The sequence below is a fragment of the Kitasatospora sp. NPDC036755 genome (genome assembly GCF_040636595.1).
Taxonomy (GTDB): Bacteria; Actinomycetota; Actinomycetes; order Streptomycetales; family Streptomycetaceae; genus Kitasatospora.
The window spans coordinates 13,189-27,460 of the sequence record NZ_JBEZUT010000087.1 but is presented as its reverse complement, the minus strand read 5'-3'; the positions used below and the strand labels follow the sequence as shown (position 1 = coordinate 27,460).

The window sequence follows — 14,272 nt, the reverse complement described above, 5'->3', positions numbered from 1 at the left end:
GATGTCGGCGGTGGTGAACAGGCGCTGGAGGTCGGCGATGGCCATGACCAGCATGCCGAGCATGCCGTCGGTGCCGTTGATGAGCGCCCGCCGTGGCCCGGGTCCGCGCTCCGCCCCTCCATCAGCCGCGCCACCAGCACCGGCACCCCGGCCGCGTCCGTCGCCCGCGCGACGACCTCGTCCACGGAGGACCACCAGCCGAGCTCCACCTCGAAGGGCCCCAGCTGCCCGAAGTACTCGTCGCCGTACGTGAGATCGACCGTCACGGTCCGGTTGTTCGCTCGCTGCACCGGAGCAGCTTCGCCCATCCGGGCGGGCCCGCGCGAACGAATTTGCGCCCGCCGAGAGCGGGGCGGAGCCGCCCCGCACGGCCTACTCTGGGCCGGTGACACGGCAATCGGGCACGGTGGTGCTGATGTGCGGTCTGCCCGGGGCGGGCAAGACCACGTATGCGATGGGCCTCGTCCGGCGGGGCTACGCGCGGCTGTCGATCGACGAGGTGGTCTGGGAGCGGCTCGGGCGGTGCGATGCCGGGCTGGTCCTGCCGCGGGCGGAGTTCGACCGGCTCAAGGACGGGATCCGCCGCGAACAACTCGTCGAACTGGTCGAGTTGATGCGGGCCGGCCGCGATGTGGTGGTGGACTACACCTTCCGCAGCCGCACGGCCCGGGACACCTACAAGGCGCTGGTGGAGAGCCACGGCTGCCGCTGGGAGCTGGTCCACCTCAAGACCGACCGGGCGACGCTGGAGCGCCGCCTGGCGCTCCGCAACCAGCAGGCCGGCGCCAACTCCTCCTTCGTCACCGCGGAGCTGTTCGACCACTACTTCGGCAGCTTCGAGGAGCCCCGGGGCGAGGGCGAGCGGGTCGTCCTGCCGCAGCCCCCGCCCTGAGGCCCCGAGGCCCCGAAGCCCGTGTCAGCCGATGGCCACGGCCGTGCCGGAGACCCGGACCCGGGTGTCCTCCGCGCGCAGTTCGACCCGCAGGACGCCGGGGCGGCCCAGGTCGTCGCCCTGGTGCAGCGTCAACACCGCGGGGGCCCCGACCGCGCCGAGTTCCCGCAGGTAGGCACCGAAGGCGGCCGCGGCGGCGCCGGTGGCCGGGTCCTCGACCACGCCGCCGACCGGGAAGGGGTCGCGGACGTGGAAGACCTCGGGGGTCTCGCGCCAGGCGAGCTGCAGGGTGGTCAGGTCGCGGGCGCGCATGAAGGCAGCTAGGCCGTCGAAGTCGTAGTCGAGCCGGGCCAGCCGTTCGCGGGTGGCGACCGGCAGGACGAGGTGCCGGGCGCCCGCGTAGGCGACCCGGGGCGGCAGGGCCGGGTCGAGGTCGGCCGCCGACCAGCCGAGCAGGGCGAGCGCCCGCGTGACGTCGGCCGCCGGCACCTCCTCGACCTTCGGCTCGACGCTGGTGAGGGTGGCGCGCAGCAGCCCGTCGGCGCCGCGCTCGACCTCGACCGGGACGTCCCCGGCCGCCGTCCGGAAGACGTACCGGCCCGGGCCGGTGTGCTCGGCCAGGGCCACGGCGGAGCCGACCGTCGCGTGTCCGCAGAACGGCACCTCGGCGAGCGGGCTGAAGTACCTCACCCGGTAGGTGCCTTCGGCCGGGCCGGCGGTCAGGAAGGCGGTCTCGGAGTACCCGACCTCGGCGGCGACGGCGAGCATCCGCTCGTCGGTCAGCCCGGTGGCGTCGAGCACCACGCCGGCCGGGTTGCCGCCCTCGGGGCGGGTGGCGAAGGCGGCGTAGCGGAGGATCTCAGGTGCGGCATCGTCGGTCATGATCGGACGAACGCGTGCCGCGGGGCCGCTGTTCCCGCGCACCGCGGCACGGTTCCGGGACGTCCGTGTCGAGCCGGGTGCCGTCGGTGACGTCGTCCCCTGACCTCCGGGCGGCGGGCGCAGCGGTCAGGCTTCTCCGGGCGGTCGGCGCAGCGGTCAGGCTTCTCCGGGCGGCGGGCGCAGCGGTCAGGCTTCTCCGGGCGGTCGGCTCCTCCGGGCGGCGGGCCGGGCGCGGCGGGCCCTCCCCGGTGGGATGATCGGCCGCATGGCCCTGACCTCGCACCAGCAGCACCTCCGCGACCGGATCATGGCCGCCGAGGTGACCGCCCCGCCGGAGCCGTGGCGGCCGGTCGGCCGGGGGCTGCTCGCGGTCGGCGGGCTGCTCGGCGTCGGTTTCGCCGTGCACCCGGAGAGCGGGCACGACCTGGTGCTGACGGTCTCCCACAGCGGCCACGGCCTGTTCGACGCGGCGACCGGCCTCAAGCTGGCCCGTGACCACGAGCCCGCCGAGGACCCGGACGGCCTGGACCTCGCCTGCCCGGGTCTCGGCCAGGTCGCGGACGTGCGCATCCCGGTGGCGGGGCTGTGGGGCGGCGGGCTGCACACCGCCGCCGACGGCGGCTGGCACATCGAGGTGGTCGCCCCGGAGTGGCCGCACCACCGGGTGCTGCTCGCGAGCGGCCGGGGGCCGTGGCAGGGCGAGCACGGCGAGAGCTGGTGGCTGATCCTCGACTCCAACTGGTCGACCTTCCGCGCGGCCGGCTTCTCCCCGACCGGCCGGACCCTCGCGGTGGCCACCAGCAGCGACCTCACGCTCTGGACCCGCCGCTGATCCTTCCGGATGCGGGCGGCGCGCCGAGCACCGATGCTGACGGCGAGGCGTGCCCGGCGCGAGGAAGGACGCAAGACCCATGAGCGCACTCGACTTCGAGATCATCGACAGCCCCGACAGCTCGCTCAACAAGACCTCCGTCCTGGTCACCGGCCCGCACGACGCGCTGCTGGTGGACGCCGGCTTCACCCGCTCCGACGGGCGCCGCCTGGTGGAACGGATCGAGGCCTGCGGCAAGCGGCTGACCACGGTCTTCGTCAGCCACGGCGACCCGGACTTCTACTTCGGCGCCCAGGAGGTGCAGGACGCGTTCCCGGGGGCCCGCTTCCTGGCCACCGCGTCGACCGTCGAGCACATCCAGGAGACGTACGAGGCCAAGCTGCGCGCCTGGGCGCACCTGGGCCCGGAGCTGCCCACCCGGCTGGTGCGGCCGGACGTGCTGCACGGCGACGAGCTGGTCTTCGAGGGCCACCGTTTCGAGCTGCGCGGCGCCGACTTCCACCTGCCGGACCGGCACTACCTCTGGCAGCACCACCACCGCGCCGTGCTGGGCGGTGTGCTGCTCTTCGAGGGCCTGCACGTGTGGACGGCCGACACCCCCTCCTCCGCCCAACGGGCCGCCTGGATCGACCTGTTGGACGGCATCGAGGCGCTCCACCCGACCTGGGTGGCGGCCGGCCACCGGATCGCCGGCGCGCCCACCGATCTGAACGCCGTCGACCACACCCGCGCCTACCTGCGCGCCTTCGAGACGGAGATCGGCCGGGCCGCGGACGCGGCCGCCGCCAAGGAGGCGCTGGAGCGGCGCTTCCCGAAGCTGGGGCTGCGGATCGCGGTGGACATCGGCACCAAGGTCGCCATGGGCGAGATGGCCTGGGGGTGAGCGGACGGTGATCGAGATCCCGCGGGACGTCGCTTCCTTCGCCGAGTCGCCAGCCCCCGCCGACGTGGTGCGCCGCCAGTACCTGGCCTCCGCCCGGGGCGACCTGGCCGCGCTGCGCGCCACCCTGTCCGACGACGTGGAGTGGACCGAGATGGCCGGCTTCCCGCTGGGCGGCACGTACCGCACCCCGAAGGGCGTCACCGCCAATGTGATGGAGCGGCTGGCCGCCGAGTGGGACGACTGGACTGCGCACGACGACACCTACGTGGTGGACGGCGAGACCGTGGTGGTGCTGGGCCGCTACACGGCCGTCCACAGGGCCACCGGAAGGCCGCTCGCGGTGCGGGTCGCCCACCGGTTCACGGTGCGCGGCGGGCGGATCGTCCGCTTCGAGCAGTTCACCGACACCGCGCTGGTCAGGGACGCGATGACCGGGTGAGGCGCCCGGAGCCCGCCCGCACCCCACATTCACTCGTACGGGCGAGCGTGGTGCGGCGCGCCAGGCGCGGTCTCGACACGCCACCCGGATGGCGGCAGGCTGAGCGCGACCACGGCCGGAGAGCGAGGAGTCGAGCATGGCGGGCACGGACACCGGGACGACCGGAACGACCGGAACGGACGGCGGGCGGGAGCGCCCGGTCGTCATCGTCGGGGCGTCCCTGGGCGGCGCGAAGGCGGCCGAGGCGCTGCGCGAGGCCGGCTACCGGGGCGGCATCGTCCTGATCGGCGAGGAGCACGAGCGCCCCTACGAGCGGCCGCCGCTGTCCAAGGGCTACCTGCAGGGCAAGACGCCCCGGGAGAAGATCTACGTCCACCCGCCGCAGTGGTACGCGGAGCACGACGTCACGCTGCGGCTGGGCACGGCGGTGGCCGCGATCGACCCGGCCGCGCACACCGTGACGCTCGCCGACGACGGCCGGGTGGAGTACGCCAAGCTGCTGCTGACCACCGGCTCGGTGCCGCGTCGGCTGCCGGTTCCCGGCGCGGACCAGGACGGGGTGCTCTACCTGCGCCGGGTCGAGGACAGCGACCGGATCAAGCAGGCGGTGCGGCCGGGCGCCCGGATCGCGGTGATCGGCGCGGGCTGGATCGGGCTGGAGGTGGCGGCCGCGGCACGGGAGGCCGGCGCCGAGGTGACGGTGCTGGAGGCGCTCGAACTCCCGCTGCTGCGGGTGCTCGGCCGGGAGGTCGCCCAGGTCTTCGCCGATCTGCACCGGGAGCACGGCGTGGACCTGCGCTTCGGCGCCAAGGTGGCCGAACTGACCGGCGAGGGCGGCACGGTGAGCGGCGTGAAGCTCGCCGACGGCACGACGGTGGCGGCCGACGCGGTGGTCGTCGGCATCGGCATCGCCCCCGCCACCGGCCTGGCCGAGGCGGCCGGGCTGGAGGTCGACAACGGGATCAAGACCGACCGGCACCTGCGCACCTCGGACCCGGACGTCTACGCGGCCGGCGACGTCGCCAACGCCTACCACCCGCTGTACGGCAAGCACATCCGGGTCGAGCACTGGGCCAACGCGCTCAACCAGCCGCAGACCGCCGCCCGCGCGCTGCTCGGGCAGCCGGACGCGGTGTACGACCGTGTCCCCTACTTCTTCACGGACCAGTTCGACCTCGGCATGGAGTACGTCGGCTACGTCGAGCCGGACGGCTACGACCAGGTGGTGTTCCGCGGGGACCCGGCCACCCGCGAGTTCATCGCGTTCTGGCTCTCCGGCGGCCGGGTGCTCGCGGGGATGAACGTCAACGTCTGGGACGTCACCGACCCGATCCGCGAACTGATCGTCTCCAAGCGTGTGGTGGACGCCGAGCGACTGGCGGACCCGAACGTCGCCCTCGACGAGGTCTGAGTGGGCCCTTTGGCATATATGATCCTAAAAATGGCTTATAGTCATGCCGCTTTCACGATGCTATGCCCGATAGATGAGCAACATCCTTCCTTCGATCGGAGGAGCGGCTGTCCGTCTCGTCCGCATCCATGTTCCGAAGTCCGTCCGGTTTGAAGAAGTCATAGAAACGCCGACCCGACAGTGGAACGCGATCCTCCGTCGCATCTGTGCTGACGCCGTGTCATGACCGAGCACAAGCCGTACCCGAACTACCTCTCCGACGCCCGATGTGCCCTCGTTGAGCCAATTCTGACGGCGTGGAGAAAGGCCCGACTCGACCGCCGGCCACTGGCCAGCCGGCGAAAGTCGAGCTGCGCGACGTCTTCAACGCCATCCTCTACATCAACCGCACCGGAATCCCCTGGAAGTACCTCCCGCACGACTTCCCCAACCACGGCACCGTCTACGCCTACTACGCCGCCTGGTGTGACGAGGGCATCTTCGCCCAACTCACCTACGACCTCACCGGACCGGCCCGCATGAAGGAAGGCCGCAAGCCCGAACCGACCGCCTCGATCATCGACACTCAAAGCGTCAAGACCTCCACCAATGCGCCCTTGGCCAGCCAGGGAACCGACGCCGCCAAAAGATCGTCGGCCGCAAGCGAGGCATCCTCACCGACACTATTGGCCTCATCCTCGCCACCGCCGCCAGCCTGTCCGAGAACGCCATCGGAATATGCCTCCTCGACCAGGCCAGGAGGGCCTACCCAAACATCTCCAAGATCTGGGTCGGCACCGGCTTCAAGAATGCCGTGATCGAACACGGCGCCACCCTGGGCATCGGCTTCGAAGTCGCCCACCGCAAGTCCGACATCCCCGGGTTCCACGTGGTGAAAAGGCGGTGGGTGGTCGAACGGAGCTTGGGGTGGATCATGCAGCGCCGCCGCCTTGACCGCGACTACGAGCCCCTGCCGGCCAGCTCCGAAGCCATGATCCACATCGCCTCGATCGACAACCTCTCCAAGCGCATAACGGATGAAACCGCACCAACCTGGCGAGGAGCTTACCCCGGGTCGACGCTCAGCCGCGGACGGCATTGCGGGCCCGGGCGGCCGAGGCCGTGGGCGCGTTGGACAGCGGCGCGGCCGGGGCCACGGGACCGTCAGGAGGACGATTCCTGCAGCATCCCGCGAATGAACGCGGAGAAGGAGGCCGCGCCTTCGAAGACGCCTTCCGTCTCCTCGGCGATCTCGTAGGTCTTCCCGCCCTTCTCGGCCGGGCCGATGAAGTGGTAGATGTACCCCTGGTGGCCCATGAACACCACACAGCCGTCGAGCGACTCCCCGGGATTCGATTCCTCCAGGATCTCCCGGGCGTATTCCTTGATCCCCAGGATCTCCGGGAACGCGTAGGTCTCCCCCCGCAGCGCGCGGAACCCACCGCCGCCGGCCAGGGCCAGGAATTCCCGGTAGTCCTCGGGGAGTGCGACTCCCTGGTCCTGCTCGATCAGCGCGATCTGATCCGGCGTCAGGCCGACCGCCCCCTGCAGCGCCCCCGGGTACGCGTTCAGAATCCTTGCCATCGTGCCCACGTGTCGTACACCTCGGAAATGTTGTGGAATCAACTCGAAAAGGCGGCCGCTCCCCGGTCTCACGGACCGGGGAGCAGTCGCCTTCAGCCTCGGATGGCTGGACGATCAGCCATGATCTGCGATGCGGTTATCCTACCCCGATGCGAAGCCAGACATCGGGATACCTCTTGTTGAACTCCGTGTAGACGCTGCTACAAGAGCCGCAGGCCTCCTTGGTGACCATAATCGTCAGAATTCCGCGCTGCCCCGACGGAGGGCCGAGCTTCGCCGCGACTTCTTCGACGATCTTGTATTCCGCATCGGAGTTACGGGGGATCTTCCCGCCCTCCACCGTCTTCGGATTGAACACCGGGTCCTTCGGCATGTCCACGGTGCCCGGCCGGTTCGCCTTGCCGCTGATCGACTTGTAGACATCCACCGTCCCGTCCATCGACTGGAACACCGCGCCGGCGTACGTTCGCGTCTCGGCGTTCTTGACAGCGTCCAACGCCCCGCCGATGGTGCCCTTCTCGATGAACTTCAGGTTCGCCATCGCCATGGCGTCGTAGGCGGAGGTCAGCCGGTCGAGGATCGTGACGTCCGCTACCGCCCGGGCCAGATTGGAAGCTCCGCCGGCGATCTTCTCGACGACCTGTCCCGGCAGTGCCGGGACGACCGCGAGCGCTGTGAGGAAGCAGGAGAGGTCGTCGCCGTCCGCGCAGTCGTACGCCGACCCGGTCGGGATCAGACCGAGGGTCCCCTGCTGGACCGCGTAGGCGACGCTGCGCTTCGTGCACTCCGCCGGGCACACCCAGTCCGGGACCGGAATCGGCTGTGCCTGGGGCTTCGGCCGCGGCGCCTGGGTGCTCCTGCCGCTGGCCGGCGTCGGAGCGGGAGAGGGCCTGAGACCGGAGCTGCTGCCACCGCCGCTGATGCGGGTGCGAATGGTCTGGGCCATCTCGGGGGTGAACACGGTGCCGGGAGACGCGTTACTGGTGTCACCGGGGGCCGAGTCGAGCCCACCGGTCTGCTCGGCGCACGCCTGGCTGGCGCACCAGCTCCCGTAGAGCCCGGTCGGGTCACTCAGGTTGACCGGGTCGTTGTTGCTGTAGCCGTAGGCGTTCCACTGCTGTGGGGCGTTCTGGTCGAGCAACGGGTCCGGGGTGATGAACCGGCCGGTCGCGGGCTGGTACTGACGGGCGCCGAGGTTGGTGAGGCCGGTGGTGTCATCCTTGGTTCCGCCGACGAAACCCTTGCTGCCGAGCCAGCTGCCCGATGCGGGCTGGTTGGAGCCGATCGGGTTGCCGAAGGGATCGCTGGTACGACGGCTGACGGCCAGGGTGGCGAGGTCGATGCTGACCGTGCCCGTGCCGTGGTGGTCGGCCGCCTGGACGACGAACGAGCCGGCCGCGGTGCCCGCACCGCGGCGGACGATGGTGAGGCCGCCGGGGATGGAGTAGGAACGCGTACCGGTCTGGGCCTTGACGGCCCCGGACGTGCTGACGGTCAGCTCATCGGATCCCAGGACGATGGTGTTGGTCCCGGGGTTGCGACGGACAAGCTGGTTGCCGTCGGCGTCGTACACGTAGGTGGTGGTGTTGTTGGGGACGGTCCACTTCTGCCCGGCCGGGACGGTGCTCGCGCAGTCGCCGAGGGCCAGGGGGGTGTTGCTGGTGGTGATGTCGCCGGGGATGGCGAGGCACAGTTTGGACGCGGAGTTCTGGATGGTCCCGTCGGCGCGCGGGGTCCAGGTCTGTGCGGCGGAGTTGTCGCACGCCTGGACCTGGACGGCCGAGCCGGCGATGGTACCCATGGCCTGGACGCACTTGCCGAGGACGACCAGCCGGTCGTTGGCGACAGTGTAGAGCTGGCTGCCGCCGTCGGAGCAGGTGTTGATCTGCAGGTTGGTGCCGTCGGCGTTGCTGCCGCCGGCCGTGGCGATGCACTTGCCGCCGTTGCCGGTGATCCGGCCCGGGGCGGTGTGGCTCGCCAGCTTGCCCTCGCTGTTCCAGGTCAGCGCCGAGGTGCCGGTGCCGGATACCCCGCTGCGGACGGCCGTGGTGTTGCCGGCCGCGTCGTACTGGGTGCCGCCGTTGGCGGTCGTGGTGGTGCCGGTCTTGACGGTCGATCCGAGCAGGGCGTGCGCGCCGCCCGTACCGCCGCCGGTGTCGCCCGCCGCGGTCGGCTTGTTGACGGTCCCGGGAGCCGGGAACCGCTGGGTGGTGGTGACGTCCTTCGCGCTGTCACCGGACGGGTCGTGCTGGACCAGCGAGGTCCGGTTGCCGGTCAGGTCGTAGGTGTACTCCTGCCAGTAGGAGTTGCCACCTCCCACGGTGGTCTTGGCCGGTGCCACGGCCCCGCTGGTCGGGGTCGTGTTGGTGCAGGCGCCCTGGTCGACGGTCTTGTGCTGAAGCGGGTCCGGAGTGGTGATGCCGCCGGTGTCGCTCCAGGCGGTGGTCAGCCGGCCGAGGTAGTCGTACGTGAAGCACTGACGGTCACGGGCCGACGGGGTGTTGTCGGGGGTGTTGGTGATGGAGGTGATGGCCCCGGACGGGTCGTAGGTGTAGCCGGTCTGCTGCACCGCACCGGTCAGGGAGGTCTGCTTGTCGAGGAACTGGGAGCGGACCCGGCCGGTGGCCTGGTCGTAGTCGGTCGTGGCGACGACCTGGGTGGCCCACGGGTTGACGGTGGAGCGCAGGATCCGGCCGAAGGCGTCGTACTCGCTCTGCACGTCGTACGTCGTCGCCCCGGCGTACGAGGTCATCTGGCCGTAGTCGTTGTACGAGTAGGCCAGCCGGTCCACCGGGAGGCCGCCGATGGCCGGGAGCGTGACGAGCTTCGGGTTACCGGTGAGCTGGTCGTACTGGGTGGTGGTGGTGTAGGTGAAGGTCCCCGAGTCGAGCCCGGCCTCGGCCCCCGGGACGGTGGTCGTGGTGGACGTGGGCCGGTAGCCGTTGTCGTAGCCGGTGATGGCCGTGGTGTAGGCCTGTCCGCCGCTTCCGCCGACGTAGCGGGTGGAGGAGGCGGGCTTGCCCTTCATGACGCTGTCGAAGGTCCAGGCGGCCAGCTGGTTGGCCGGGACGACCTGGCCCTCGTAGAGACCGGTCTTACGGCCCGCCAGGTCGTAGGTGTAGGCCAGGACCTGGCCCTTGCCGTTGGTGGTGCTGGCCAGACGCGACGCGGCGTCGTAGGTACGGCTGGTGGTTCCGGCGTCCGGGTCACTCGCACCGGTCTGGCGGCCCCGCAGATCGTACGTGTAGGACCAGCTGTTGCCGGCGCTGTCCGTCATCCCGGACCGCTGGCCGGACGCGGTGTACGCGTAGCGGGTGACGTCGGCGTCCCCGGCCTTCCCGGTGGCCGTGGCGGTGCGGTATTGCCACAGTTCGGTGGTGAGACCCCGGGCGTCGGTGACGGTGCTGGTCGGCCAGGCGCCCTGCGGCGGGACGACGTCGGTGCGGTCGACCCCCGGATAGGCGGTGGTGGTCTGGCTCTGTAGGGCGCCGAGGGACCAGAGCGCGGCCACGGTCGGGCGGCCCAGGCCGTCGAATGTGGTCCGGGTCTGGGCGGGGATGGTGCTGTCGGGCGCGGTGACCAGGGTGGTGGACGGTGCGGCGTCGCGGTTGTACCAGGCGGCGCTACTCGCCCAGGCACGGCCCTGGGAGTCGTACTGGGTGTCGGTGATCAGCCGACCGGCGTCACCGGGGCCGGCGGGCGAGGACTGGGTCTGGCGGGTGCGCGCGAAGCCGTCGAGCAGGGCCACCGTGCGCTTGTAGACGGCGGTGTCACTGTCCACCATCAGGGTCGAGGTGGTGGTGGTCGACGGTACCCCGGTGGTGTTGGAGACGCTGTAGGAGAAGGTCTGGTTGGCGTTGGGCTTGGTGGCGGGGGTCCGCCCCGGCGACCAGACCCCGGTCAGCCGGCCGAGCGCGTCGTACGTCTCGGTGACGGTCTTCCCGTTGGCGTCCTTGACCGTGAGGGGCAGGGCCCGACGCGGGTCGAGGGTGGTGACGGTGTCCCAGCTTCCGGAGGCCCCGGGGACCGGGACCGAGGAGGTCACGGTGGTGGGGAGTTCACCGGCAGCCGGCGCGTAGGTGGTGCTGGTAGTCGAGCCGCCCGGGTGCTGCGCATCGGTGCTGTTCGGATCGGTCGTCGAGACCATCCGTCCGTACACGTCGAAGGCCGCGGTGCCCGTGGTCGCGAACACCGGTGCCCCAGCACCGTCGAAGCGGTCGAGGGTGCGTGTCCCGGTGGGGTCGCCGATGTTGCCGAACCGGCCGTGCGGCAGCCCGTCGTAGAGGACCTGGCTCCAGGAGACGGTGTTGGCCGTCGTGGGCGCGGCCGTGCACGCGTCCGCGCCGGAGACCACCAGCGTCTCGGAGATGTGGTCGATGTTCTGCGGGTCGGGCCCGGTTGCGTAGACGCTGCGGGTGCAGAGGTCGGGAAGGCCGTCGGACTGGTCGAGGGAGGTGCGGAGCCGGTTGTTGTGGTCCGGGTCGCTGGTCGTGGTCTTGGTGGTGCTGCGCCAGGTGCCGGCGGTGGTGCGGGCACGGCCGGTCGCGGTGGTGGTGGTGGCGTTGTACCGGGCCGTCAGGTCCGGGAGGCCGGGCCTGGCCTGGGTGGCCGTGGTCACCTCTCCACTCGAACTGTTGACGGTCTGGGACTGCACCGTCCCGCCGGCCTGGTCGTAGGTCTCGCTCTGCAGGACGTTGCCGACGAGCCAGGGGACGTCGAGGGAGTCGCGGCCGAGGGCGTCCGTGAGGTGGACGCTGCGCTTGGTGCCGTTCTTCCGGATGTCGCCGTCCATGCCCTGGCGGTAGGTGATGACTGTCTGGCCCCTGGGGCCGTCGTTGCCGCTGCCGGTAGTGGTGGTGACAGTGGCGAAGCCGCGGAAGTCGTCCCAGGTACGGGCCTTGGGATCGGTGAACTGGCTGTCGTCCCGGTGCCAGGCGGCCGGTCCGTAGCTGAAGCGGGTGATCTTCGCCGGGGAACCGGTGGCGAAGTCGTTCTCGGTGAACGAGGCGACGGTGTAGTGGTTGAACCAGTCCAGGACCGGGTCCGATCCGACGACGGAACCGGGCGGCAACCAGCGGACGGGGTAGCAGGAGCGGGAGTTTTCGTCCTCGGCCGACGGCATCACGCCCTTGACGCGGGAGCATTCCGGGAGGTTGTAGTCGACGTTGAGGACGCCACCGGTCTCCGTGCGGATCTGCTGGATGCGCGGCCGGTTCATGATCGGCGGAGCGGGCACAAGATCGGTGCCGTCGACGCGGTTGGGCAGCATCACCGGCACGAAGGTGACCGGCGGGACGGGGACGGCGGGGCTGCCGCTCTTGCCCGTACGCTGGACGGACTCCAGCCACAGCGCCTTCTGGCTGGTGGCGTCGGCCGGATCGGGGAAGGAGTGCTTGAGCTCGTAGCCGTCGACGTCCTGCCAGGCGTTGTTGACCCTGACCTGGGTGCTGACGGAGGTCAGGCGCTTGGTGGTGAAGTAGGTCGGCCCGTAGGTGGTGCAGGTGCCGATGTCCTTGCACTCCTGGTCGACCGGGACGTCGGGCCAGTTGTTCTTGTTCGCCACCGTGCGGTTGGCCGGGTCACAGGCCGTACCCGCCGCGAGGCAGCGCTCGCCAGTGGTGAAGCTGACGCGGGCGGCCGGCTGCAGGCCGCCCTTGGCGGCGACCTGCTCGCTCAGGCGCTGGCCGTAGTCGATCCGGGAGGGCAGGTTGGCGCGGGTGTAGGGGGTCGGCGTGCCTTTGCCGTTGGCCTGACCGCCGCCACGGGCGTAGTAGTTGGTCTCGGGCGCCCAGGTGTAGGTCGTCAGGTTGTCGTGGGTGTCGACGACGTAGTCGAGGGACAGGCGCTGCCACATCTGGCACCAAGACGCCTTGCCCTTGGCCGCGTCGTAGCAGCGGTCCCCGCTGTTCGGCGCGTAGACGGGCACGGTGGAGGCGGAATTGGTGGCCGGGTCGCTCTTGTCGCCGCCGGGCAGGTGATTGAGCCCGAAGTAGTAGACCGTTCCGACGGTGTCCGTGACCTTGGCGTAGGCGCCGTTGTCGGTGCCGTTGGCGGCGCCGGTGCCGAACTCGACCCTGGTGCCGTCGTCGTTCTTCAGCCGCCACACTCCGGTCGCGTCGTCCGACCCGGCCGGGGTGCCGGAGACGCGGACGAGTGGCCCGGAGTGCGAACCGAACGCCAGGGCGGCGTTGAAGCCGTCCCAGCACAGGTCGCCGGACCCGGTGATGCCGGCCTTGTCGCAAGGCTTGTAGCTGCGCTCGATGAAGCCGGGGTTGAAGTCCCAGCCGTCACCGATCCAGGACGCCTGCGCGTTGGTGGCGGACGTCCTTCCGTCCACAGAGGAGGAGTTGTAGCCCAGCGAGACGGCGGGGGCCGATTCGCCGAGGGACGGCGGGACCGCGATCTTGTAGCCGTAGGTCAGCGCGCCGGAGTTGCCGCCGGTGGCCCAACCCGAGGAGGTTGTCAGGCTCGTGGCGGTGTAGGTCCCACCGCCTCCCGACGGGCCGGTCTCGGCGGCGAGCACCACGGCCGGGGCCGACGGTGCGGGCGCGGCGGCGGGCAAAGCGGTGCTGAACAACGCCTTGGTGGCACCCGTGATGGCGGGCGCCAGCTCCTGACGGGCCGTGGGCAGGTCGACATCCGCGACGAAGCGCTTGGACTCGGCGTCGTAGCCGGTCTTCACCGGAGTGCGGACCAGGCAGGACGGGTCCTGCGGCGTCGTCAGGGAGCAAGCCGGGAGCGACACCAGCCGGCCACGCGCGGTGAAGTCGCCGTCGCCGCGGACGCCGAGCGCCGCCGTGTCGACCGCAACGCGGACGGGCGTGGTGGCCGGCGGCTCGGTGCCGTCCGGAGCCAGAGCGGCGGGGTGCGACGTGAGTGACAGCAGGAGTCCGTCGACTCCGGCCGCGTCCGCGACCTCGGTGCCCGCCTTGACGACGGTGACGGAGTCGGCGCCCTTCACCTGCGGCTGAGCTGCACTCACCCATACCGGCAGTGTGCCGGCCTGAACGGACGTCTCGCCGAGGCCGGCGGTCGCACTCTCCTGCTTGGCCGCCGCTCGTGCGGGCCCGGGCTTGGAAGCGGCGGGCACCGGATAGTGGGGAGCGGTCTCCTCGGGCTTCGGCGCGGCGGCGGCCTTGACCGATGTGGTGAGCGCCAGGGGCGTGCCCGGAGGCGACCACACCCGGGTGAAGTCGGGTCCGGCGGCCGCAGCCTGTGCGGCCATCGGGCCCAGCAGCGTGGCGATCACGGCGAGCCCGACCGCCCCGGCTGTGTGCCGTCGGACGCCGGGCAGATTCCGGTTTCTTCTGTGAACTGGCAAGGAAGTTCCAAGAGTTGATGATTATTGCGATGCCTTTAATAGGCCATTG

Annotated in this window: 8 protein-coding genes and 2 pseudogenes; 6 read left to right on the top strand and 4 right to left on the bottom strand. The window is 70.9% G+C overall.

Annotation, left to right across the window (positions count from 1 at the left end; translation table 11 throughout):
- Window positions 1-195 (bottom strand): annotated as a pseudogene (locus tag AB0E96_RS15775) (histidine ammonia-lyase); the annotation flags it as partial.
- 190 nt (window positions 196-385) lie between these two features.
- On the opposite strand from AB0E96_RS15775, the gene AB0E96_RS15770 reads away from it, so the two are divergent.
- Window positions 386-892 carry an ATP-binding protein gene (locus AB0E96_RS15770; RefSeq protein ID WP_359823432.1) on the top strand — a complete coding sequence of 169 codons (507 nt, stop codon included), beginning with the start codon at window positions 386-388 and terminating at the stop codon, window positions 890-892.
- A gap of 24 nt (window positions 893-916) precedes the next feature.
- Here the strand turns inward: AB0E96_RS15770 and AB0E96_RS15765 are convergent, their stop codons facing one another.
- A complete protein-coding gene (locus AB0E96_RS15765; RefSeq protein WP_359823431.1) occupies window positions 917-1,774 on the bottom strand; it encodes a PhzF family phenazine biosynthesis isomerase in 858 nt (285 codons plus the stop codon).
- A 265-nt stretch (window positions 1,775-2,039) separates the two neighbouring features.
- On the opposite strand from AB0E96_RS15765, the gene AB0E96_RS15760 reads away from it, so the two are divergent.
- From AB0E96_RS15760 to AB0E96_RS15740, 5 genes and pseudogenes are all read left to right on the top strand, one after another.
- Entirely contained in the window at window positions 2,040-2,606 is a 567-nt protein-coding gene (locus AB0E96_RS15760) for a hypothetical protein (protein ID WP_359823428.1), read from the top strand.
- A 79-nt stretch (window positions 2,607-2,685) separates the two neighbouring features.
- The gene (locus tag AB0E96_RS15755) at window positions 2,686-3,489 is read left to right on the top strand and encodes an MBL fold metallo-hydrolase (RefSeq protein ID WP_359823426.1); all 804 of its coding nucleotides are present in this window, start codon (window positions 2,686-2,688) and stop codon (window positions 3,487-3,489) included.
- 16 nt (window positions 3,490-3,505) lie between these two features.
- Window positions 3,506-3,928: a nuclear transport factor 2 family protein gene (locus AB0E96_RS15750; RefSeq protein ID WP_359823441.1), complete on the top strand. Its 423-nt coding sequence runs from the start codon at window positions 3,506-3,508 to the stop codon at window positions 3,926-3,928.
- Between the two features lie 136 nt (window positions 3,929-4,064).
- Window positions 4,065-5,339, top strand: coding sequence for an FAD-dependent oxidoreductase (locus AB0E96_RS15745; RefSeq protein WP_359823424.1), 1,275 nt, complete (start codon window positions 4,065-4,067; stop codon window positions 5,337-5,339).
- Window positions 5,340-5,561: 222 nt separating this feature from the next.
- Window positions 5,562-6,387 (top strand): annotated as a pseudogene (locus AB0E96_RS15740) (IS5 family transposase); the annotation flags it as partial.
- Window positions 6,388-6,482: 95 nt separating this feature from the next.
- Here AB0E96_RS15740 and AB0E96_RS15735 read toward each other — a convergent pair.
- Window positions 6,483-6,902 carry an SMI1/KNR4 family protein gene (locus AB0E96_RS15735; protein ID WP_359823439.1) on the bottom strand — a complete coding sequence of 140 codons (420 nt, stop codon included), beginning with the start codon at window positions 6,900-6,902 and terminating at the stop codon, window positions 6,483-6,485.
- 136 nt (window positions 6,903-7,038) lie between these two features.
- The gene (locus AB0E96_RS15730; RefSeq protein WP_359823421.1) at window positions 7,039-14,127 is read right to left on the bottom strand and encodes a ricin-type beta-trefoil lectin domain protein; all 7,089 of its coding nucleotides are present in this window, start codon (window positions 14,125-14,127) and stop codon (window positions 7,039-7,041) included.
- Window positions 14,128-14,272 lie beyond the last annotated feature (145 nt).

Coding starts and splice junctions, on each gene's coding strand:
- AB0E96_RS15765 (WP_359823431.1), bottom strand. CDS start 1,774: ATGACCGACGATGCCGCACCTGAGATCCTCCGCTACGCCGCCTTCGCC.
- AB0E96_RS15760 (WP_359823428.1), top strand. CDS start 2,040: ATGGCCCTGACCTCGCACCAGCAGCACCTCCGCGACCGGATCATGGCC.
- AB0E96_RS15755 (WP_359823426.1), top strand. CDS start 2,686: ATGAGCGCACTCGACTTCGAGATCATCGACAGCCCCGACAGCTCGCTC.
- AB0E96_RS15745 (WP_359823424.1), top strand. CDS start 4,065: ATGGCGGGCACGGACACCGGGACGACCGGAACGACCGGAACGGACGGC.
- AB0E96_RS15735 (WP_359823439.1), bottom strand. CDS start 6,902: ATGGCAAGGATTCTGAACGCGTACCCGGGGGCGCTGCAGGGGGCGGTC.
- AB0E96_RS15730 (WP_359823421.1), bottom strand. CDS start 14,127: ATGGCCGCACAGGCTGCGGCCGCCGGACCCGACTTCACCCGGGTGTGG.